The 20,983-nt window shown below is 59.8% G+C and carries 17 protein-coding genes and 3 pseudogenes; 16 read left to right on the top strand and 4 right to left on the bottom strand.

Annotated features, from left to right (window positions below; translation table 11 throughout):
• Nucleotides 1-217: 217 nt before the first annotated feature.
• From A3AU_RS0131060 to A3AU_RS0131035, 6 genes are all read left to right on the top strand, one after another.
• On the top strand, nt 218-829 hold the full coding sequence (locus tag A3AU_RS0131060; RefSeq protein ID WP_161633553.1) for a dTMP kinase: 612 nt from the start codon (nt 218-220) through the stop codon (nt 827-829).
• Nucleotides 830-894: 65 nt separating this feature from the next.
• Nucleotides 895-1,251, top strand: a complete 357-nt coding sequence (locus tag A3AU_RS01000000136435) for a hypothetical protein (RefSeq protein ID WP_051355514.1) — start codon at nt 895-897, stop codon at nt 1,249-1,251.
• Nucleotides 1,248-1,619 (top strand): helix-turn-helix domain-containing protein, encoded by a 372-nt coding sequence (locus A3AU_RS0131050; protein ID WP_027056351.1) that lies wholly within the window; start codon nt 1,248-1,250, stop codon nt 1,617-1,619. The genes A3AU_RS01000000136435 and A3AU_RS0131050 overlap by 4 nt, the downstream gene beginning before the upstream one ends.
• A 1-nt stretch (nt 1,620) precedes the next feature.
• Entirely contained in the window at nt 1,621-2,640 is a 1,020-nt protein-coding gene (locus A3AU_RS0131045; RefSeq protein ID WP_032918477.1) for a protease inhibitor I42 family protein, read from the top strand.
• The gene (locus A3AU_RS0131040; protein ID WP_027056349.1) at nt 2,640-3,317 is read left to right on the top strand and encodes a C1 family peptidase; all 678 of its coding nucleotides are present in this window, start codon (nt 2,640-2,642) and stop codon (nt 3,315-3,317) included. Before A3AU_RS0131045 ends, A3AU_RS0131040 begins: the two co-directional genes overlap by 1 nt.
• A complete protein-coding gene (locus A3AU_RS0131035; RefSeq protein WP_027056348.1) occupies nt 3,289-4,065 on the top strand; it encodes a thymidylate synthase family protein in 777 nt (258 codons plus the stop codon). Before A3AU_RS0131040 ends, A3AU_RS0131035 begins: the two co-directional genes overlap by 29 nt.
• Here A3AU_RS0131035 and A3AU_RS1000000138485 read toward each other — a convergent pair whose 3' ends face one another.
• The gene (locus A3AU_RS1000000138485; RefSeq protein WP_081709733.1) at nt 4,066-4,734 is read right to left on the bottom strand and encodes a uracil-DNA glycosylase; all 669 of its coding nucleotides are present in this window, start codon (nt 4,732-4,734) and stop codon (nt 4,066-4,068) included.
• Nucleotides 4,731-5,879, bottom strand: a complete 1,149-nt coding sequence (locus A3AU_RS0131025; protein WP_027056346.1) for a nucleoside triphosphate pyrophosphohydrolase family protein — start codon at nt 5,877-5,879, stop codon at nt 4,731-4,733. Before A3AU_RS0131025 ends, A3AU_RS1000000138485 begins: the two co-directional genes overlap by 4 nt.
• Before the next feature lie 133 nt (nt 5,880-6,012).
• Here A3AU_RS0131025 and A3AU_RS0131020 point away from each other — a divergent pair, with 133 nt between their 5' ends.
• From A3AU_RS0131020 to A3AU_RS0131010, 3 genes are read left to right on the top strand one after another with little or no spacing between them, the layout of a single operon-like run.
• A complete protein-coding gene (locus A3AU_RS0131020; protein WP_027056345.1) occupies nt 6,013-7,146 on the top strand; it encodes an alpha/beta hydrolase family protein in 1,134 nt (377 codons plus the stop codon).
• The gene (locus A3AU_RS0131015; protein ID WP_027056344.1) at nt 7,143-8,288 is read left to right on the top strand and encodes a caspase family protein; all 1,146 of its coding nucleotides are present in this window, start codon (nt 7,143-7,145) and stop codon (nt 8,286-8,288) included. Before A3AU_RS0131020 ends, A3AU_RS0131015 begins: the two co-directional genes overlap by 4 nt.
• Complete coding sequence (locus A3AU_RS0131010) at nt 8,285-9,616, top strand: hypothetical protein (protein WP_027056343.1); 1,332 nt, start codon at nt 8,285-8,287, stop codon at nt 9,614-9,616. The genes A3AU_RS0131015 and A3AU_RS0131010 overlap by 4 nt, the downstream gene beginning before the upstream one ends.
• Nucleotides 9,617-10,101: 485 nt before the next feature.
• Here the strand turns inward: A3AU_RS0131010 and A3AU_RS01000000136430 are convergent.
• Nucleotides 10,102-11,508 (bottom strand): annotated as a pseudogene (locus A3AU_RS01000000136430) (ISNCY family transposase); the annotation flags it as partial.
• A gap of 1,631 nt (nt 11,509-13,139) precedes the next feature.
• Between A3AU_RS01000000136430 and A3AU_RS1000000140595 the strand changes: the two are divergent.
• Entirely contained in the window at nt 13,140-13,331 is a 192-nt protein-coding gene (locus A3AU_RS1000000140595) for a hypothetical protein (RefSeq protein WP_027056342.1), read from the top strand.
• Nucleotides 13,332-14,042: 711 nt separating this feature from the next.
• Nucleotides 14,043-14,525, top strand: a complete 483-nt coding sequence (locus A3AU_RS0130990) for a ProQ/FinO family protein (RefSeq protein WP_335337264.1) — start codon at nt 14,043-14,045, stop codon at nt 14,523-14,525.
• A 277-nt stretch (nt 14,526-14,802) separates the two neighbouring features.
• Here A3AU_RS0130990 and A3AU_RS0130985 read toward each other — a convergent pair.
• A pseudogene (locus tag A3AU_RS0130985) lies at nt 14,803-15,208 on the bottom strand (Tn3 family transposase); the annotation flags it as partial.
• Nucleotides 15,209-15,925: 717 nt separating this feature from the next.
• On the opposite strand from A3AU_RS0130985, the gene A3AU_RS0130975 reads away from it, so the two are divergent.
• From A3AU_RS0130975 to A3AU_RS0130960, 5 genes and pseudogenes are all read left to right on the top strand, one after another.
• Nucleotides 15,926-17,128 carry a cytochrome P450 gene (locus tag A3AU_RS0130975; protein WP_027033415.1) on the top strand — a complete coding sequence of 401 codons (1,203 nt, stop codon included), beginning with the start codon at nt 15,926-15,928 and terminating at the stop codon, nt 17,126-17,128.
• A 94-nt stretch (nt 17,129-17,222) separates the two neighbouring features.
• Complete coding sequence (locus A3AU_RS0130970) at nt 17,223-18,512, top strand: cytochrome P450 (RefSeq protein ID WP_027056339.1); 1,290 nt, start codon at nt 17,223-17,225, stop codon at nt 18,510-18,512.
• A 1-nt stretch (nt 18,513) separates the two neighbouring features.
• Nucleotides 18,514-18,795 (top strand): annotated as a pseudogene (locus tag A3AU_RS1000000141030) (ferredoxin); the annotation flags it as partial.
• 18 nt (nt 18,796-18,813) lie between these two features.
• Entirely contained in the window at nt 18,814-19,638 is an 825-nt protein-coding gene (locus A3AU_RS0130965; protein ID WP_027056338.1) for an SDR family oxidoreductase, read from the top strand.
• The gene (locus tag A3AU_RS0130960) at nt 19,638-20,981 is read left to right on the top strand and encodes a cytochrome P450 (protein WP_027056337.1); all 1,344 of its coding nucleotides are present in this window, start codon (nt 19,638-19,640) and stop codon (nt 20,979-20,981) included. The genes A3AU_RS0130965 and A3AU_RS0130960 overlap by 1 nt, the downstream gene beginning before the upstream one ends.
• Nucleotides 20,982-20,983: the final 2 nt, after the last annotated feature.

Below are 20,983 nucleotides of genomic sequence, written 5' to 3'. Positions count from 1 at the left end.
AAAAGATTGGTCCGACAGGGTAGGTCTAGACGGCATGAGATAGAATGGCGAAATGCCCGATCTCCAGTTTCCAAGGAATCGCAGACGCCCTCCGACCGCCATGCAGCCGGATGTCGGGTCGCGCAAGCTGAACAGCGAAGCCAACGTTATTGTGCACCAGCGCAGATCAGTTTAGAGGCGATCCGCCGCGGACATCGCGGGTTGAATGGGGAAGCACATGTCAGGCAAGTTGTTTTTTATCGAGGGTCCGGACGGAGTTGGCAAAACCACGACAATTGATCTCTTGAAGGTTGCCCTGCTACAACGATTTAGCCACTTCGAATTCTTGAGCTTTCCTGGGAAAGGCGAAGGCACCCTTGGCGCCATCGTTTATCATATTCACCACGACCCGGCGGCATTTAGAATAGCGACAATGAGCGAGCTCTCGAAGCAGGCGCTTCACATTGCTGCTCATCTTGATGCCATCGAACGGCTGATCGTGCCAGCGCTGCAATCCGGGACACATATCATCCTTGATCGTTTCTGGTGGTCGACACTCGTCTATGGTGCGGCCGCTGGTGTTCATCAAGCTGGCCTTAGAACGCTCGTGGAAGCCGAACGACTTGTCTGGGATAAGTTTCAGCCGGCACTCGCCATTCTTCTCGATCGGGATCAGCCGATCGATCGGGATGACGAGATTGGCAGCTGGTTGAAGCTGCGCGACGCTTACCGAAACCTCGCGCTTGAGGAAGGTTCTCATTATCCAGTGGAAATCGTCTCGAACATGCGAACACCCGAAGAAGCCGCGTCGGCCATTGTCACGCTTATCGAGAGGACGCTGGAGAAATGATGTCCGAATTTCAGACAGTGCCTGTTGGAAAAACAGACGAACTATGTTAGGCGTTGGTGACATCCTTGGAGGACCGCGCCTTGCCAACCGATCCGAGCACCAAAGTCAAAGTTCCCCCCTATCCCCTCGAGCACGTCCAGGAAACGCTACTTGCTGAGCTCATCAAGTCCGTCAAGGATCTGGCGGAATTTGAAGGTGTTCTTCTTCCAAAATCTCAAAAAGAGCTGATCGTAAAGGCGATCCATATCGATTCCCACACCGTGGTCGAAATTCTCTGTGTTCTGGATGAGGTGGTTGGGTTCGAGGTGGGTCAGGCGGCTGTACGTCCAGGGGGATATGAATCAATCCAGGAAGCCGTCGACGATGTGACATCACGCATGGCCAAGCTCTGGAATAAGCATTTTGATGGGGCGGTCGCATGAAAGGCCCCGCCAACCACGAAAAGCCGGACGAGGCCGAGCGCCTGGCCATCGCCGATAAATTGCGTCAATCTAGGGAATATATTGGGCTTAGCCAGGACGAAGTCGCCAGCCGCCTTAGTATTCCGCGGAGCGCTCTTTCCAACATTGAAACCGGTCAACGCAAGGTCGATGTCATCGAGCTTCGAAAACTCGCCACTCTTTACCGGAGACCGGTAAGCTACTTCACGAACGACGCGGACCCATCGGACATTTCGGGTCCGGTGCGCCATTTGGCCCGCACTGCATCCAAGCTGTCATCAAACGACCTCGAGGAACTGAGCCGCTTCGCAGACTTTTTGAAGAGCCGCTCTTCGATCGAGGAAGAATAGAATGACGGCGATCGAAAACGGCATTCGAAAAGCGATGGCCGCCGCCGGTCGGCTACAGAACGATCTGGCGATTCGAGACAGGATCGAACGCGCCAACGGTGCTCTGAATGGCCAGATCGACGTTTTTGGCGTCATGGCACATCTCAACCTGCCGCTAATCTTTCGCCCCTTGGAAGGTCTGCTCGGAGCATTCATGAGCGAGCCGGTTCCCGGGGTGCTTGTTACCACCAAGCGTCCGCTCAGCGTGCAACGGTTCACTGCGGCCCACGAGCTCGGACATTTTTATCTCAAGCACATGCCAAGCCTTGATGACGATTCGATCCTGCGCCGCAGCCCCTTTGCGGCTTCAAGGAATACAAATCTTCAAGAGGTAGAGGCGGATGCGTTCGCCGCGTCATTTCTCCTGCCTCAATGGCTGGCACTCTTTCATTGTAAGCGACACGGCTGGACTAAGCCTGATCTTCCCCATCCTCGAATCGTCTATCAGCTGTCGCTGCGGGCCGGCACGAGCTACTCCGCTACCTGCTGGACGCTTGCCCGCTATAATTTGATCAGCCGTTCAGATGCAAAACGCCTTGCCGACATAGAGCCGAAGAAGATTAAAAAGGGGATTCTCGGCGAGGTGGAGCCGGCAGCATATTATGGTGATGTCTGGGAGCTGAGCGAGGCAGATAGAGGAGAAGTTCTTCACGGCGGCCCCGACGATCTTTTTGTGATGCGCCTGGAGGAGAACGCCGGCGCCGGCTATCTATGGCGTTTTGATGAGCTGACGCCGGATGCATTCGCGGTCAGGGAAGATATCCGGGAGGTGACCGGGGAGGAGAACTCAGGGGGGCCTGTCGTTCGAAGGATCGTCGCGCAATCTGTAAGGCAGCAGCAAGGCACCATCCGGATGACGGAAGCGCGGCCTTGGCAGCCTGGCAGCGTTATCAATGACTATACGCTCGAGGTAGATCTTAATGGCCCCGAAGTCGCGGGCTGGTCACGTGCGGAACGTCGTTTCCGACTGGAGGCCGCGTAATGTCGAGGCCGTCGCTCACCCATGACCTGCGCAGCATGTTTGGAGAAGTGCGTGATCAGGGCGTGCGCCCAACATGCTTGGCTTTTGCTGTGAGCGATTGCCATGCGGCGGTTCGCGACGGATGGGATCCACTTTCGGCCGAGTTTGTTTTTTACCACGCGCAAAGGCGTGCAGGCCTGCTGCCGAACCAAGGTGCGCTCCTATTGCACATCCTTGAAGCGATCCGCGACGACGGACAGCCTCCCGAGACAAGCTGGCCCTATCTTGCAGACTTACCTGCGGACCTGAGCCATTGGGGGCCGCCGGTCGTCGAAACTAAGTATTTTCGAAACTTCGAGCGCGGGCCGGGGTCTTTTGACGAGATCCTTGCGAATTTGCTGGGAGGATCTCCGACCGTAGTAGTGTTGTACATCGGCGAGGCGTTTTACAACCCTGGCGGCCAAGGAATTGTCGCAGGCTATCCTGGCGAGAAAGACGTCACCCGTCATGCTGTTATCGCGGTAGGCGCTGGGATCGTTGGAGGGCGGCGGGGTCTGCTCGTGCGCAACTCCTGGGGAGCGTTCTGGGGTCTGAATGGCCATGCTTGGGTTACCGAGGATTACGTTTCACAGAGATTGCGCCGGATCGCGGTGCTGAAGGAGGAAGTCGGTGTATCTGCCCATCAAAACGCAGCCTAGCTGCGCGTCTGCTTGGCTCGCGGCCGTCACTGCCGTCAATTCGGCCAGTGGCAGCCACGATGCACAAAACGTCATCGTGGACGTCGCCAACCCGACGGTCATGAGCGACGCCGACCTAGAGGTTATCTCCCTTGTCGATGAGTACCTCCGGGAATACGAGAGGTATCCTGTAGAGACCGTCGCCAACACCATCTTTCCGCGCTCTCTATTCTTGAGACATAAGGCTCCCGCCTTCTATGACGTTTATCGAACCAAGGTTCTTCCGCGCATCAAAAAGGGCGATTGGGGACGATACTTCGATCGTATGATCACCTTTCCGCTGCAGAAAAAGGGAAAATACCTCAATCCCTTGGACGAAATGGTGACGAAAATGCGCGAGCAAGTTGCATCCGGCAGGTGTTTCCGTAATGTCTACGAGATCACTATCTACGATCCCATCCGTGACGCCGGTCCTCTGATGAACAGACAGTGCCTGAGCTTCCTAAGCTTCAAGCTTACGGATGGGCCTGAACGCAAGCTTCTGCTGACGGCGATGTACCGCAATCACTACTACATCGAACGGCTTCTGGGAAATCTCATCGGCCTCGGCCGTTTGATGAAATTCGTTGCAGACGAGGTGAAAGTCGACGTGGGAAGCCTGACGATCGTTTCGACCCATGCCGTGGTCGACTGCCCGTCGGACAGGGAAAGCCTGAGTGACCTCCTTGATGAGGCTCGAGCGACGGGAAGCCTGAGAGAAGCGGCCTGATCAGAGAAGATGCAGTTGTGTCTGCGGGACCGCTCTACCCCGAACGCTGTAAAACGTCTCCAGTGCACCTATGAATTCATTTTGTCCGCCGTAACTTGGATGCCGTACCGCTGTTGCGGCCAGATCAAGATCGGCGAGGGCGGACTGCGCATCGCGGCCGATTGCAACGAGATGTTTTGGTCGGAGGGCGGCGATCAGACTTTCAAGCAGGGGCTTGCAGGCAAGCCTCTCGCTTTTTGTATGGCAGCGGTTGGTCATCGGATCTCCTGCTGCATGAGGATGGAAAGGAAAGACGTTCCATAAAAAAATGGGCTGCTCGATCGATCTCAGCATTTGCCAGATGACCGTAGCCGTTCTCTCGGCAATTGGAGGTCCTTTTGTCGCTCTGTGCAATGGCGCTGTCCCGAGCAAATCTGCGTGCCAATCGAGATGCAATTCATCAGTTAGCGCGAGTCCGGTGCGACGACCGCCTCGATAGCCAAGATCGCGGGCGATCCAGAATGAATGAACACCCCGCGCTAATGCGGCATCCAGAACCGCTTCGAGGTTCCTGCGCCGGATCGCCGGTGCTTCGTCGGTATCGAAATCTGGGCACGCGTCAACATATGGATTGAACGCGTTTTCAAACCTGTACGAGGCAAGTTCTTCGACAAAGGCTGCAGCTTTCATGGCGCAAGCTCCTGCACGGTCATGCTCCGTTTGTCTAGATCGAGAACCAACCGTCCACGACGATGTTCTTTGAGATAACGGTAGGTTGAATTGCCCGTCAGGATGGCCTGTTCCCAAAGCCACAGAGGGCAAGTTTCAGACTCGAAACCATGAACAAATCCCTTGACCGTCTTCAGCAAGTTTAGATCGACCTCATCTCGGCTTTCAAAGAAGCCGTGCTCCTTCGCACGCGAAAAAACGTAGGCTGCTACGCCTTCCTCAACGATGATCGCTCGTAGGCCATCCTCGCCGTCGTCCACTTTGGTTTTGCTTTTCCGTTTCACCTTCAGAAGCGCCCGTGTCACCGGCGACCACCCCAAGACGGCTGCGTAAGCATAGTGGAACGCATCATGAAAACGATAGAAATCTTCGACGATGTTATTGTCGGTAAGCCGGTCACCAATATTAACGCCGTTGCACCGCTGGTACACATACGCTTTCTCGCCGCTCAGCCGCTCGAAGATCTCAATCTCCAGATGGCGCGGCAACTGCTCCTCCGGGAGGAAGTCGATGTCGAACAAAGCTGGCGGCATCCGTTCGAGCGGCCATTTGTCTCGTGCCTTCAGGATATTGCGAACGGCGGCATCGCCCAATGTCACGCCAGCTTCGGTGGCGGCATCAATAAGATTTCGGAAAATGACCGACAACTTGCTGAGAAGTAACGGTCTGTCCGTTTTGGAAACAGCTTCGCCGTGCTCGTTGGCTAGATTTCCCACGGCGTTCGCGAGCTTCAGAAGGGTTCGTGACACCTCGGGGGTTGGAAATGGGAGTCGAAGGCTAGGCTGCGGCTGTAGCTGCAGGAAGGTAAGCGGCCCATCGGGCGAATGGCGGAAGTCCGCTGCCAGCTCTTCGAGCGAAATATCCGCTTGCGCCGCGATGATCGCCAGATACCAAAGCGCATCCCCGAACTCCTCGAGCACACCGCGTTCATACGAGTCGTATGCGTTAGCGTCTCGCTGCTTTTTCTTCACCTCGCTCAAGAGGCTACCGGTTTCTCCGAACAATCCAAGGATGGGCAACCCCAAACCGGTCGCCTTGCCGTGCGTTTTGTCTGTCGTCTTCGCAGCGGTCTGGTAATCATTCAGCGTAATCGTAGAAGCGTCCATCCCCGAATCCTCCCTATGAACGAGGGTGACAGACTATTCGAGAAATAGGAATCGGAGACTTTGAACATGTAGGCGCTGTGGCTTGCTAGCCACAGGCATTCAAGATTAAGTGCAAATATTAGGGGGTACGGGAATGGTGCAGGTCGTTTTTGTTCACGGCGTTGCCAACAGAAAATCAGATGCCGGTTTTGACGTAAACGTGGCGATTCGTGATCGCCGTTTTAAGGAACTCGCGTTTTCGTCAGCGGATTTCACGATCCGCAATCCTTATTGGGGCGAGTTTGGTGCTGACCCTCAGTGGAAGTTGGCGTCGGTTCCGAAGTTCGATGCCGAGTACCAGGCACTAGGCATTGGCGCCGCCTTGGCCCAAGGCGATGGTTCTGAAATCCTGGTGGCTGCCCGGATCGATTTTGCCGCGGTGGTCGGTGCACTTTCTGTCTCGGCACTCTCGGACGCAAACGAGGCGCTCGCTCAGGATCAGGAACTCTTCTGGATGGGAGCAGCCAGATATGCTGCAGCCCAACCAAAGCCCGCATGGTTGGCGACCGTGACTGATGACGCACAGTTTTGTGATCGGCTTCGCAAAGAGGCCGAGGCTGGGGCTGCCATTCAAGGGCTAGGATTCCTAGATAAGGTGAAAGCCGCAGCCGATAAAATAAAGAGCGGAGCCTCCAATCTCGTCAACAGCCCGTTCGCACGGGCGGGCCGGGAAAAGATCACGCCGGGTCTCGCGATCTTTATAGGTGATGTTTTTAGGTACCTTCGAGCAAACGACGCTCGCACTCAGATCCGAGAAACAATTTCCGAGGCGATCATTGCCGCGGTCAAACAGAGAAGGCCCGCCGAACCATTTGTGTTGATCGGCCACAGCATGGGCGGCGTAATCCTTTATGACCTGCTCTCGAGGAGCGAAACTGTCGAGAGCCTTTCTGCGGCTATTGGTACGAAACTAGAGATCAATCTCCTTCTGACCGTGGGCTCACAGGTTGCGCTGTTCGAAGAAATGAAACTCTATGACGCGAGCACCTCCGAATTCTCGGGACAAACCAAACCGGTGCCGCGGCCAGAGGCGGTCAAGAACTGGTGGAATGCATTTGACAAGATGGACGTGCTTTCTTTCGTCACATCCCCGATTTTTGAAGGCAGCGAGGATTTCTCCGTCGATACGATCGCAGGCGTGCTGGACGCTCATGGCGCATATTTTTCCAGTACGATGTTTTACACCCGGCTGAACGCTCGTCTAAAAAATATAGGGCTTGCGCCGTGACCACAATCTACCTTCGGCCAGGCAACGCGCCTCAGACCCACGCATTCATCATCGGGTGTGGCCGCTTTCCGAGCCTCAGCGCCAACGGGTCCGCCGACAGGGTGGCGACGACCGCTGGTGCACGCGCTATCGTCCGCTTCCTCCTTGATCGGGCCGACAGCTTGGTCGCCCCGCTCGGTTCGATTGAGGTGTTGTTGTCCGATCCGGCCCAAGTCGCCGGCCAGGACACGCTCAGCCTCGGGATCGTAGATCACGATCCCCGGGTCGACGATGTCGTTCAGCCAGCCAACGAAGCCAATTATCACACTGCCGGGGATCACTGGATTGGACGATGCCGCCCAGGCGATCATATGTTTTTTTATATGGCGTCACACGGCGTGACCGACAGCGATACAACGGCCGTTGCTGTATTGGAAGATATCCGATCCATCAATCACAGGCCATGGGCGCAATCTATTAACATTACGCAGCTGGCGTCGGCGCTGCCAACTTTGCAAGCCGATGGTTGTTGGGTCTTTCTGGACGCCTGCCAGGAAGTCATTCCAGCGATATTTCAGCAGATCAATGGAGCGCAAAGCCCAGCTCTGATCACCCCCGATATTACCGCGCTTACTAAACGCAGGACAAGCTCGGTTTCGCTCGCCGGATCCAGACTCGGCACCAGCGCATGGGCTCCAACTGATGGAGCTCCGCCTTTCTTCACGCAGGCCTTGATCGAAGGCTTAAGCGGAGCAAGCGTCGAATTCACCAATCCCGACGGCTGGGTCGTGACCGGACAGCAGATCCTATTTACGCTAGGTCGTATCGCAAATGCCGCCTTCAACAATACCGATCTGCAAACAGAATCTCTTACGCAATTCAACAGGGATGTTAAGTTGCTGAGGGTACCACATCCCCAGATTCCCGTCGTCGTACGGACGGCGGTCGAAAGCCACATGCTTGCCGCGGTGTCTGTCACGGCGAATGATGGAAACGGGCGGATTTTTACCAAGAACGACGCTGAGTTGGCGTGGAGATTTCGTGTCGACCCCGATCTCACGCGCTACACGACCTCCGCGCAATTCCCAGGCGGGAATCCCTCATATCAAGATCAAGTCTTCACAGCCGCTCCTCCCGCCCAGATCGTGGAGCTCGTGGAATGATCGGCCATCCTGACGTGCACAATGTCCGCATTGTCGGGCCAGCGCATGTGCCATACCATTTCCGCCTAATCGGTATGAAACGTGAATTAAGTGGGGCTGATCTTCTGAGCAACAAAGATGGAGTTGCAGAGACGCAACTGCAGGTCGGAAGTTTTTTGTGCTACGCGGAAGATCTCACGACGGGTGCCTTAACGACGACGAAAATCAACATTATCGGCGGCGTGGACCCCTTTATCGTCGAATTAGGCGAGAAGCCGCGACAGACGCCAGCCTCTAATTTTCGACCAAGCCGCATTCAAGCGTATCAGTTGTTCCGAACGGCCTCTGCGGCGCCTGTCGACATCGACGAAGATCTTGCGCCAGTGGTCTCGCCCAACTTGACTGAATATGCCGCGAAGCAATTTTCGAGGGCTACTACGCCGCTCACTTCCCGTTTGGAAAAGCGGTTCTCAATTGGTCTTTCGATCGATCTTACCTCGGCTCGAAGGGGGGGGTGGCGCGCTTTTCAGAGAGTCGAGGGCCTCCATCCCCGAAAGGACGACAACCAGATCATCATCAATTTTGGTTCTCTCGCGTTCCGTCCTAAGGAGCGGCTGCGTTTGAGCGTCAGCATTGAAGGCGATCAAGTCTGGCAAGTTAACGTGCCGCTATTCGAGACTGGCCTTAACGCAGAAATCGCGTTAGTCAAATCCGGCTTCGGTCCAGAGCTCGCGTTGCGCTTGGTTGCACCGGATCCCAGCCTTTCGTTGGTCCTTGCTGGTTCGAGCGGATCGTATCCAGGCGGCTTGGAAAGAATTTCCGGTTTTCAGTCGGATCGTCGAGGAAAGCTCGACGCCGATCCATGGACAGACCTTTCTTGGGCTCTTGCCGATATCAGGGCGGGGGCCGTCCCTCGACTGCCGGGTGAAGGACCATGGCCTTGGGACAAACATGACCCGATAAGCGATGGGTATGTCGTGTGGGCATGGATGATTGCAGCAAGTGCCGACAAAACCTCACTCAGTCTTGATCAACGCTGCCTTAACTCGTTGGTACAAGCCCGCAAGCTTGGGCGGCCCTATTTTTCGGCCACGAGTGAGTTGGCGGCCGAAATGCTGGAAGCGCTGGCACTGTCGTCAAATGATTCTGCAATCCGCGCGAATGCGAAGTACGAAGCTGCAATATGGAGCCGCCGAGGAAAGACCAAGCTCAAAACCGGTCCTTTCTATGCATGGGAGCGCCCAGAACGAAACTTGCAGGCCGGCAAACTGCCTACTGGGAACTACAGAACATTGGCTTCGGGCCGCCTTCGCAGTGATGCTTTGGACCTCGAAAAGGTTCTGGTGTAGCGGAGAGCTGATCGTGGTTTAGGGGTAGCGTTTCGAGACCTGATGTTCGAGCGACCGAAGAACTTAGCTTCTATGGCTTTGAGCAATGCGCCATGTTCTCGATACGCCGCTCGCTGCGTTATGAGTCCAACAATGAGCCGGGCTCGATGTTCACCCTCTGTGCTTCGATGTTGCAACCAAGTTCGAATGTCGCCTGGCCAGCAAAGTAGAAATGTCGCGTAGCGGTGGTGCTGGCCACGACGAGAGCGCCCGATCGGGCGTCAGCTGGTCGGGGTTGCGCAGCCCGATCGGGGGCGATCCAGTAGATCTCCGTCGGCTTTAGCTTTGAGAGCCGCGTGGCCCTCTTCGAGCTAAAAGCCGGCTTCCGTTGTCGGTTGAGTCTTCCGGTTGATTGGATACTCGTCCAGCACCGCGAGGACATCCGCAATACGATGCCTATCGCTCTCTGTGAGTGTCAGATCGACTTTGACGGCCTGGCTCTCGACCTTGGCTGCGGGCAATCTGGCAAACGCCTGCTCACGCCGCACGACGACCGCGGGGTCCTTTGTGAAATCCGCCTTCCGGCCGGGCTTGCGGCCACGCTTCACATAGCCATTGCTCTGGCTGCCGTCGGGAATGCCGAACATGTGGTTCGTCTGTCCGGTGCGCCGCGGCCCGCGCTGGCTGCGATGAAGCTCCCGGCCAGCCTGCATCTGGGCGACCAGGTCCAGGGCAGCATCAAGTCGCTTGTTCTCGACAATCGCTGATCTATGAACCGAACGCAGCTTGTCGAAGGTTCTGTAGGGTAGGGCGATGCCGTCGTGCATGACCTCGAGGCGACCGTCGGGATAGTCGCAGACGACGACCTTTTTGCGGGCAAGCCGCTTCGCGGTATCGGTCGGATCGAGAATGAACAGCACCTTGTCGTAGCGCAGCGTCAAAGCCTGAGACAGCGTGCGAACCTCCTTGCGGCACATGGCGCCGTCCAGATTCTCATGATCGGCGAGGGGGCGGTGCATATCCTTCGGATTGCGGGGTTCCTTGCCGAAGCGTGCGTTGAAGTCCGCCATGAACTCGGGCGCATAGGCATTGGCCGCTTCGATCGTGCTGATGTCGCGCAGGCGCAGTTCCTTCACAAGCCGGTCCTGGAGCGTTTGGTTGGCGCGCTCGACGCGACCCTTGGCCTGTGGGGTGTTGGCACAGATGATATCGATGTTGAGTTCATAAAGAGCCCGGCCGAACTGTGTCAGGCCGCTGCTTCTATCCTTCTCGGAACCATGGGTCGCTCGGAAAATGCCATGCTTGTCGCTGTAAAACGCAAGCGGCTTGCCCCATTCCCGCAGATACGCCTTTGCCGCGTGAAAGTAGTCGAACGTGTTCTCGGAGCCGGCAAAGCGCAGATGAAGCAGCTTGCCGGTCGCATCGTCGATGAAGACGAGCAGGGCGCATTTGGGCCCACGGTTCTCGAACCACCAGTGATGCGAGCCGTCGATCTGCACCATCTCGCCCAAGCAGTCTCGTCGCCCGCGCGGCTGATGCAGCCGCTGCTTGCGTTCACGGCGCGACGTCCAGATTCCAACCTCCGTCATCCACTTGCGCAGCGTCTCCTTGCTGACCGCGAGCTGATGCCGTTCGATCAGCTTCTCGCGGGCAAGCGTCGGTCCGAAATCGATGTAGTGTTCGCGGATCAGCTGAAGCACGAAGTCGCGAACACCATCGACAATGCGATTGTTGGAGCGCCGGCCACGCGCCTTGTGCCGGAGAGCCGCAGCGCCATCCGCCTGGAACGTCTTCAACAGCCGCTGGATCTGACGAACTGAAACGCCAAGCAGGCTCGCCGCTGCAACGCTCGTCATTCGCCGCTCAACAATCTTCGACAAAACCTCGATACGCCGCAGCTCGCGTTCGCTCATCAGAACCAGTCCCAATCTGCAATCTCCCGCGCTCTCGAATGCGGGCAGATTGGCAAGGCAGGAGCGACATTCCTACTTTGCCAGATCCGGACATTTTAACTTAGCCGCTACATTCGAAAGTCGCATAAATGGCAGACTGGAATTCGGAGTGATGTCGAATAATTGGCATTGTCCAGTAGCCGCCCGGATAATCATTGGCGACGAACACCTCGAGATGGTCGACACCCTAAGCTTCATCGGTGAATCATATTTAAGCGGCAAGGATCCTTCCCGAAATCGAGCTGCAGCGCGGGTTTTGCCGGCCAGCCGCATCGACTCGCCACGCCTCCGCTAGATCGAGCGGCGTGGCGCCTCCAACATTAAGTTCGCGGTGCCGCTGTCCTAGCCGGCGAAGATCGTGTTCGTCATCCCCGCGGTTCGGGCGCCGGTGCACCCGCCGCTGGCCCTCATCTGATGCGCGCTTCGCCCTGCGGACAGCAGACAGCGAAGCCGCCACGGCCGCGAAAATCTCGCAATGTCGGCTCGATTCCAGGTCCCGTCCGCCACTTTTGCGGGGTGATCCATGCAGGTGCCTGGCGTGGATCGTGCCAACCATCCCCTGACCGCATCATTGCCAGCGTCCTCCTTCAGCCCGCCGAGCCTCGCGACGCCGGATTGATCATAACGATACTCTTCGAGAACATTCTCTTTGTAGCAAGCGTAAGGGTCTGCGCCGTCTTACCGAGTTTCAGCCTTTGCCATCGCCTCCTGCCCTCCCTGCCGCGCGTCACTCTAACCTGCTCTCATCACCTCACCTCACGCGGAAAGAGTGTCGTTAACGTCATCCTGTGCGGGAAATGTCACAGCGATAAGACAGAACGCAGAAAAGCCATAATGGCGTCCTGCCAAGCAATGGCATCGAGGATGCCGACGCCTCAGTCATCCATGAGTTCGATTCCTGCAAGCGGGGCGGCTCTTTAACCGGCCTTTCCTGGCGCTTCGCGCGCAGGCACTTCGCCACGATTACCTCCGATGTGGAGAAGTTGTCATGTCGCAATCCGCTGTCGGTCAGGGACTGGCACACAGCCAACAAGGCGCGTTCGGGGCTGACACCGTCAAGCTCGCAGGGCACGCCTAGTCAAGTCGTTGCAGCTCCCGTCGGCTTTCTGAAGTCGGTGACGGGCTTAAGAAGGTTCCTGATCGCCGTGCTGGGACAATATTCCTGACCCGCTCAATTGGATCACGCTGCCCTAACCACAGAAAAAGACTCGGCACAATCTGGGTGCCGGGTCTTTAAGGTCAAATGTGATTGGGCAGGTGCTGTGATGCTTCTTGGCTACGCCCCGCATGATTACGAGCCGCTAACTGTGGGTCATTCCTCAGCCTCTACTCGGCGACAAGAGCGTCCCGATAGGTCTCTTGGCGCCGAAAATAAACAATATGGCCCGGACAGTGCAGCTCGCTTGGCAACCCTATTGCAGAGTCCACCGGGCCCGCCGGCGACATAATCAAGGAGCTCACGCATAGGACAAGCCGGTGTTTGGTTTCTCCCGGATCATCTGCGATTTAAATCAAATCCGTCTGTGGATATTGACGATTGCGTGACCCTCACCTCGTAGACGGCTAACGCGGGCGGCAACTGAGAGGGTCATATGACAAGCGATTTTTCCGCCGCGCGAGTGCATCTAGATCGAGCGTATCATTACCTGCGAGGCGATGACCCGATGAGCCAGAGGGGGCGCGAAGCCTTGGATCTGCTAATTGAGGCAGTTGCCGTCGAGGAGTTCAAGCAGCCGAGCCAAAACGCGGCGGTGCTAATGTTTCCGATTGGGCGCCGCTTCTGAGGCGATCTCCATGGTGGCAACCATGAACGTGATATGCAAACATCCTCAGAATATTGCCCGTCAAGGCATGAGCCGAGTCGGCAATCGAATGGGAGTCCGAAGCCTGTCGCCCACAACCTTCTGAATTTCGCTGCGCCGATTGTCATCGGCGGCAGCTATTCCGGAATGGCCGCCGCCCGGCAGTTCCGCCGCGCCCCCGCCAGGTTCTGGGGATCGACGCCGGGTTGCGGCGGAACGCTTTTTGCCAGCCATTCGCCTGCCTTCCTGTCCAAGGGCGGCGTCGATCCGGCCGAGATCACGGAACGGTCGCCTGAGTAGCTTTCGCGCTACGCGATGCCCTGGTACGACGGAACGGCCGAACGGGTGAGAGGAGCCGCGACGGTTTCGGGTCCTACTCGCTGACGGCCCTCCGGGGAGGGCCGTCGAGTCTTTTTCGCTGCCGGCGTTTGAGATGCACTGCCAAGGGTCAATGAGCTTGCGGAGATATGGGGGAACAGCATTCCACCGACCCTGATGTATGGCTGTGAACTCTATCGGGACGGCTCGGCGTGATTGGCGCCGATCCTGCTCGGCCCACCAGGCACTTCGCCTGTCCGAATGAGGAGGCGCCCGCTGCTTTGCCCTGCGGGGCGAATTCTCATTTTTCCAAATCATTGCATATATCAGTGCTAGGAAGGTCCGAATTGGAAACGAAAATAAAGGGCGAGGCTTATGATGTTGAGCTGTAGCCGAGGCAAATCGCCTGCACAGCTTTTCCGCTATCTATCGGCCAAGTGGCCTGCGGCGTTCAATCCGAAAGCGCCCAGGCCGCTCAAGATCGGCATCCATCATGACATTCGGGTGCTCGACGGCGAACTGTCCGATGATGAATTGAGGAGAGCCCTGCTGGCGTATACCAAGATGGCCAAATACTTGGCGAGACTGGATGCCGGCGCCGCACGGGTCAATCTCGATGGCAAGCCGGCCGGCGTGGTCTCGGATGCGGACGCGGCGACCGCCAAGGCTTTGCTTTGCTCCCGCAAGGACAAACAAAAGGGCAAGCAAACGCTGGAGCCAAGGGTAGAGCCTCAAGCGCCACCCAAACCAAAACCGAAGCGAACCGCCGTGTTCAAGGCGAAGAATACGGCCGACAACCCGACCGGCATAATCGTTGAGACGAAGCGTCGCCGGTCATTCCGAAAGCCGATGACTTGATCGCCGCTAAGCGATAGCTCGCGCCGACCGGGACAGCCCTCAGGGTCGGAGCACATGGCGCCCGCGCCAATCCGAATTGCCGCGATCGCAATGGAGCTGCCGCATTCGCGCGCGAAAAACGGACTGGTCGGTCATCCCTTCTTCGGGATGAACGAAGGCCGGAGGCTATTCCGATGGTCGTTCTGGCTACCGCTGCGACCGTGATATTTCGGGATGGCAGTCAGATCGATGCCGGCCCAGATTGACTGTGGCCATACTGCTGCTCAACCTCCTCTCAGTTGATGACGTTGGAAAGAATGGGAAGCAGATTGGGCAATTCAGCGCGCAGGCCTGACGGCGCCAGCTTCTGCCGGGCGATCGCCTTCAGGCGTGGCGGCAGGTGAACCCGAGCAGGCGGCAAAAAGCGGCGCCGACGGCGCTCTGGCCATGGCTGTCGAATATTGGCCCTGAATCTCCACGTTGGTGCAGTGTCGCAGCACACCCTTGATCATCGCGGCGACCTCCGAAGACGAACAGCGCTTGAGTTGCGAGAAAATGCAGGTCGAGCCCTTTTCGACATGCCAGTAGGTCATCACGCCGCGACCGCCATAGCGGACATGCCATTCCGTCATCAGGTTGCCGTCCCAAGCGCCGAACTTCTTGGACTCCGACGCGCAGGCCGTCCCGGCTTCGCCCCAGCTGGCGGTGTTGCGGATAGCCAAAGTGTTGCATTGGCAACGCGCCCGCAAGCCGCCTCGAACGCGCCCCTAAGCAAGCACGTGAACCCCTGAGCCAACCTCCTATGGGTCAATAGGGTCAGGTGGCCTGCCATCATTCCAGGACAGGACAACTGACAAAGAGGTGTCGCCTATCCGACACTCTTCTGTCGTCTTTGTTGGGTCCGCGACACCGGCCTATTCGCCGAGCTCTTGTCTGGCCTCAGGCTAATCCGCTGAAAAGTAATCACAATGTTTTTCTTCGCTGGGTCGGCCAAATTGGCACGAGTTTTGAAACTCCTTCGTTGGGAGCCAGGAGCCGCCGACCGACCCTCATTTCGTGGATGACACCGCGATCGATGAAACGGAGAAAGAAGAGCAAAATGTCAAATCCGCATCAGATAACATTCTATGCAAGGGGGCCTCGGCGAAACCGCCCCGTACCCAAACAGGCTGCCGCCCTTGTCGACCCTTGCGAAGGAAATCTTGATGGCCGGCTGCGACTCAAAGGCCCACCACACTCGTCTTATCCTGAAGGCGCAGGATAAAGTTCTGCATCTCGCCACGCGGTATGCCTAGGCAGTTACACCTTGGCCGATCTTGATAATCGAGTCTGGCTACGCTGCGGAGGACGTCTACATGCCATCGTCATTCGCTGCCCGCAGCGCCTTCCGCCCTTCCATCGCTAGAGAGTGAAGTGCCACCATGTCCGAACAACCCTTGCCGACGCTGCCGATGTGGCGCGTCGACCACATCGAGCCCTCGCCCGAGATGTTGGCGCTACGCGCCAACGGTCCGATCCACCGCGTGCGCTTCCCGTCCGGGCACGAAGGCTGGTGGGTGACAGGCTATGACGAAGCCAAGGCGGCGCTGTCCGACGCGGCGTTCCGGCCCGCGGGAATGCCGCCGGCGGCATTCACCCCGGATTCGGTGATTCTCGGTTCGCCGGGGTGGCTTGTCTCGCACGAGGGGGGCGAGCATGCCCGGTTACGCACGATCGTGGCGCCGGCCTTCAGCAACCGCAGGGTGAAGCTGCTCGCGCAGCAGGTCGAGGCGATCGCCGCGCAGTTGTTCGAGACGCTGGCGGCCCAGCCCCAGCCCGCCGACCTGAGGCGCCACCTCTCCTTTCCGCTGCCGGCCATGGTCATCAGCGCGCTGATGGGCGTGCTCTACGAGGATCACGCCTTTTTCGCCGGGCTGTCCGACGAAGTGATGACGCACCAGCATGAAAGCGGCCCGCGCAGCGCGTCGCGCCTGGCCTGGGAAGAACTGCGCGCCTACATTCGCGGCAAGATGTGGGACAAGCGCCAGGATCCGGGCGACAACCTGCTGACGGATCTGCTCGCGGCGGTCGAGCAGGGCAATGCGACCGAGGAAGAGGCGATCGGCCTGGCGGCGGGCATGCTGGTGGCGGGGCACGAGAGCACCGTCGCGCAGATCGAATTCGGCCTGCTGGCCATGTTCCGCCATCCGCAACAGCGCGAACGCCTAGTCGGCGATCCATCCCTGGTGGACAAGGCGGTGGAGGAAATCCTGCGCATGTACCCGCCGGGCGCGGGCTGGGACGGCATCATGCGCTATCCGAGGACCGACGTGACTATCGCGGGCGTGCATATTCCCGCGGAGAGCAAGGTGCTGGTCGGCCTGCCGGCGACGTCGTTCGATCCGCGCCATTTCGACGACCCGGAAATCTTCGACATCGGACGCGACGAAAATCCGCACCTGACGTTTTCGCACGGGCCGCACTACTGCATCGGCATGGCGCTGGCCAGGCTGGAACTCAAGGTGGTGGTCGGCTCGATCTTCCAGCGCTTTCCCGCGCTGCGCCTGGCCGTGGCGCCCGAAGAACTGAAGTTGCGCAAGGAGATCATCACTGGCGGGTTCGAGGAGTTCCCGGTGCTCTGGTGACGCGCGGACGCCGCCCGGAATCGCGATCTACTCCGCAATTTGCCGGCGCGCCTAGCACGCGCCGGTCAGATCAGCCAGCCAACAGGTAACCAAGATGGACGTGCAAGAAACCAAGGCAGCATGCCGGGACGCCTTCGCCGAACTTGCGTCGCCAGCGTGCATCCACGACCCGTATCCGTTCATGCGGTGGTTGCGCGAGCACGATCCGGTGCATCGTGCGGCGTCGGGCCTCTTTCTGTTGAGCCGCCACGCCGACATCTTCTGGGCGCTCAAGGCCACGGGCGACGCGTTTCGGGGGCCGGCGCCGGGCGAACTGGCGCGCTATTTCCCGCGTGCGGCGACCAGCCTGTCACTCAATCTCCTCGCGTCCACGCTAGCGATGAAGGAACCACCGACGCATACGCGTCTGCGCCGGCTGATCTCGCGCGATTTCACCATACGCCAGATCGACAACCTGCGGCCGAGCATCGCACGCATCGTTGCAGCGCGCCTGGACGGCATGGCGCCCGCGCTGGAGCGCGGGGAGGCGGTGGACCTGCATTGGGAATTCGCGCTGGCTGTGCCCATGCTGGTCTTCGCCGAACTGTTCGGCATGCCCCAGGATGACATGTTCGGGCTCGCCGCCGGCATCGGCGCCATTCTGGAAGGCCTGAGCCCACACGCCAGCGATCCCCAGCTCGCCGAGGCGGACGCGGCCAGCGCCAGGGTGCAGGCCTACTTCGGCGATCTCATACAGCGCAAGCGCACCGATCCCCGCAACGACATCGTGTCGATGGTGGTCGGCGCACACGACGACGATGCCGACACGCTGTCGGATGCGGAGTTGATCAGCATGCTGTGGGGCATGCTGCTGGGCGGCTTCGCCACCACTGCTGCGACCATCGACCATGCGGTCCTGGCGATGCTCGCGTATCCCGAACAGCGGCACTGGCTGCAGGGAGACGCTGTGGGGGTGAAGGCATTCGTCGAAGAAGTCCTGCGCTGCGACGCGCCTGCCATGTTCAGCTCCATTCCGCGTATCGCCCAGCGCGACATCGAACTGGGCGGCGTGGTGATCCCGAAGAACGCGGACGTGCGCGTGCTCATCGCGGCCGGCAATCGCGACCCGGACGCCTTCGCCGATCCCGACCGCTTCAATCCCGCGCGGTTCTACGGCACTACTCCTGGCATGTCGACCGACGGGAAGATCATGCTGAGCTTCGGCCACGGCATCCACTTCTGCCTCGGTGCGCAACTGGCCCGGGTGCAGTTGGCCGAGAGCCTGCCGCGCATCCAGGCGCGCTTCCCCACGCTGGCATCGGCCGAGCAGCCGACCCGGGAACCCTCCGCGTTCCTTAGGACGTTCCGCGCGCTGCCGGTGCGGCTGCATGCGCAGGGGGGCTGAGATGCGCGTCGTGATCGATCAGGATCTGTGCGGAACCACCGGGCAGTGCGTGCTGACGCTGCCGGGCACCTTTCGCCAGCGCGAACCGGACGGCGTGGCGGAAGTGTGCGTGGCGACGGTCCCGCAGGCGCTGCACGCCGCCGCGCGGCTCGCGGCCAGCCAGTGCCCGGTCGCCGCCATTCGGGTCATCGAAAGCGACGCTAGCGAGCGCGCCAGCGCCGACCCTGCGCCTTCTCTGGCGGAGGCTGAGCGGCATGCCGCGAAAGACCAACGCAACCCAGGAGGACGGTTTGAAGGCAAGGTGGCCGTGGTGACCGGCGCCGGCGCCGGCATCGGCAAGGCATGCGCCCTCGCTATCGCGCGCGAGGGCGGCAGAGTGGTGGTGGCCGACATTGATGGCTCGGCGGCCGTCGCCTGCACCGCGCAGATCGCGGCCGAAGCGGGCCACGCGCTGGCCCTGGCCATGGACATCGCCGATGCGCAGGCGGTGGCAGCGCTGTTCGAGACGGCGGAGCGGCACTTCGGTGGGGTCGACCTGCTGGTGAACAACGCGAGCGCCATGCATCTGACACCGCGCGACCGCACGATCCTCGACCTGGACCTGGCGGTCTGGGATCAGACCATGGCGACCAATCTGCGCGGCACGCTGCTCTGCTGCCGGGAGGCCATCCCACGAATGATCGCCCGCGGCGGTGGCGCGATCGTCAACATGTCGTCGTGCCAAGGGCTCAGCGGTGACACCGCGCAGACGTCCTACGCCGCGTCGAAGGCGGCGATGAACATGCTATCGACCTCGCTCGCCACCCAGTACGGTCATGCGCAGATCCGCTGCAACGCGGTTGCGCCGGGTCTCATCATGACCGAGCGTCTCCTCGCCAAGCTGGACGAGTGCATGCAACGGCATCTGAGCCGGCACCAGCTCCTGCAGCGCGTCGGCCGCCCCGAGGACGTGGCCGCGCTGGTGGCGTTCCTGCTCTCCGACGATGCTGCGTTCATCACCGGCCAGGTCCTGTGCATCGACGGCGGCATGCTGGCGCATGTGCCGACGTACGCCGACGGTGGCAACAGCCGCGCCGCGCGGCCTGCCGGCGACACCGCCGAAGCGGCCGCGGCGGCGCGCTGCTGATGGACATGCTGCTCAACCCGCTGGACCGTCGGCACCGGCTGCGGGACGACATCCCGGTCGTGCCCGGCGCTTTCCCCCTGGTCGGGCATCTTCCCGCCATCGTCTGCGACCTGCCGCGCCTGCTGCGGCGCGCGGAACGGACGCTGGGCAGCCACTTCTGGCTGGATTTCGGCCCTGCCGGACACCTGATGACCTGCGTGGATCCAGATGCGTTCGCACTGCTCCGGCACAAGGACGTGTCCTCGGCTCTGATCGAAGAGATCGCGCCCGAATTGCTTGGCGGAACGTTGGTCGCCCAGGACGGCGGCGCGCACCGGCAGGCGCGCGACGCGATCAAGGCGGCGTTCCTGCCCAAGGGGCTGACCCAGGCCGGCATCGGCAACCTGTTCGCGCCCGTCATCCAGGCGCGGGTGCAGGCGTGGCGCGACCGCGGCGACGTAACCATCCTGCGCGAAACCGGCGACCTGATGCTCAAGCTCATCTTCAGCCTCATGGGTATCCCAGCGCAGGACCTGCCGGGATGGCATCGCAAATACCGGCAACTGCTGCAGTTGATCGTCGCGCCCCCGGTCGACCTGCCCGGACTGCCCTTGCGGCGCGGCCGCGCCGCCCGCGACTGGATCGACGCGCAGTTGCGCCAGTTCGTCCGCGACGCGCGCGCGCATGCCGCGCGCACTGGGTTGATCAATGACATGGTGAGCGCCTTCGATCGCGGCGACGATGCGCTCTCCGACGACGTCCTGGTCGCCAATATCCGCTTGCTGCTGCTTGCCGGTCACGACACCACCGCCTCGACGATGGCCTGGATGGTGATCGAGCTGGCGCGGCAGCCTGGGCTGTGGGACGCCCTGGTCGAGGAGGCGCAAAGCGTGGGCGCGGTGCCGACCCGGCACGCGGACCTGGCGCAGTGTCCGGTCGCCGAGGCGCTGTTCCGCGAGACGCTGCGCGTGCATCCGGCGACCACGCTCCTGCCGCGTCGCGCGCTGCAGGAATTGCAACTCGGCCAACGGCGCATTCCCGCGGGCACCCCTCTGTGCATCCCGCTGCTGCATTTGTCGACCTCGGCGCTGCTGCACGAGGCGCCTGATCAGTTCCGCCTGGCGCGGTGGCTGCAACGCACGGAGCCGATCCGGCCGGTGGACATGCTGCAGTTCGGTACCGGCCCACACGTCTGCATCGGTTACCACCTGGTATGGCTGGAAATGGTGCAGTTCTGCATCGCCTTGGCACTGACCATGCACAAGGCCGGGGTGCGGCCGCGGTTGCTGAGCGCCGTCGAAAAAGGTCGGCGCTATTTCCCGACCGCACATCCGTCCATGAAAATCCGCATCGGATTCTCATGAGC

Source organism: Mesorhizobium erdmanii USDA 3471 (genome assembly GCF_000472705.1).
GTDB classification, from domain to species: Bacteria; Pseudomonadota; Alphaproteobacteria; order Rhizobiales; family Rhizobiaceae; genus Mesorhizobium; species Mesorhizobium erdmanii.
This window is presented reverse-complemented; position numbering and strand designations above follow the sequence as displayed.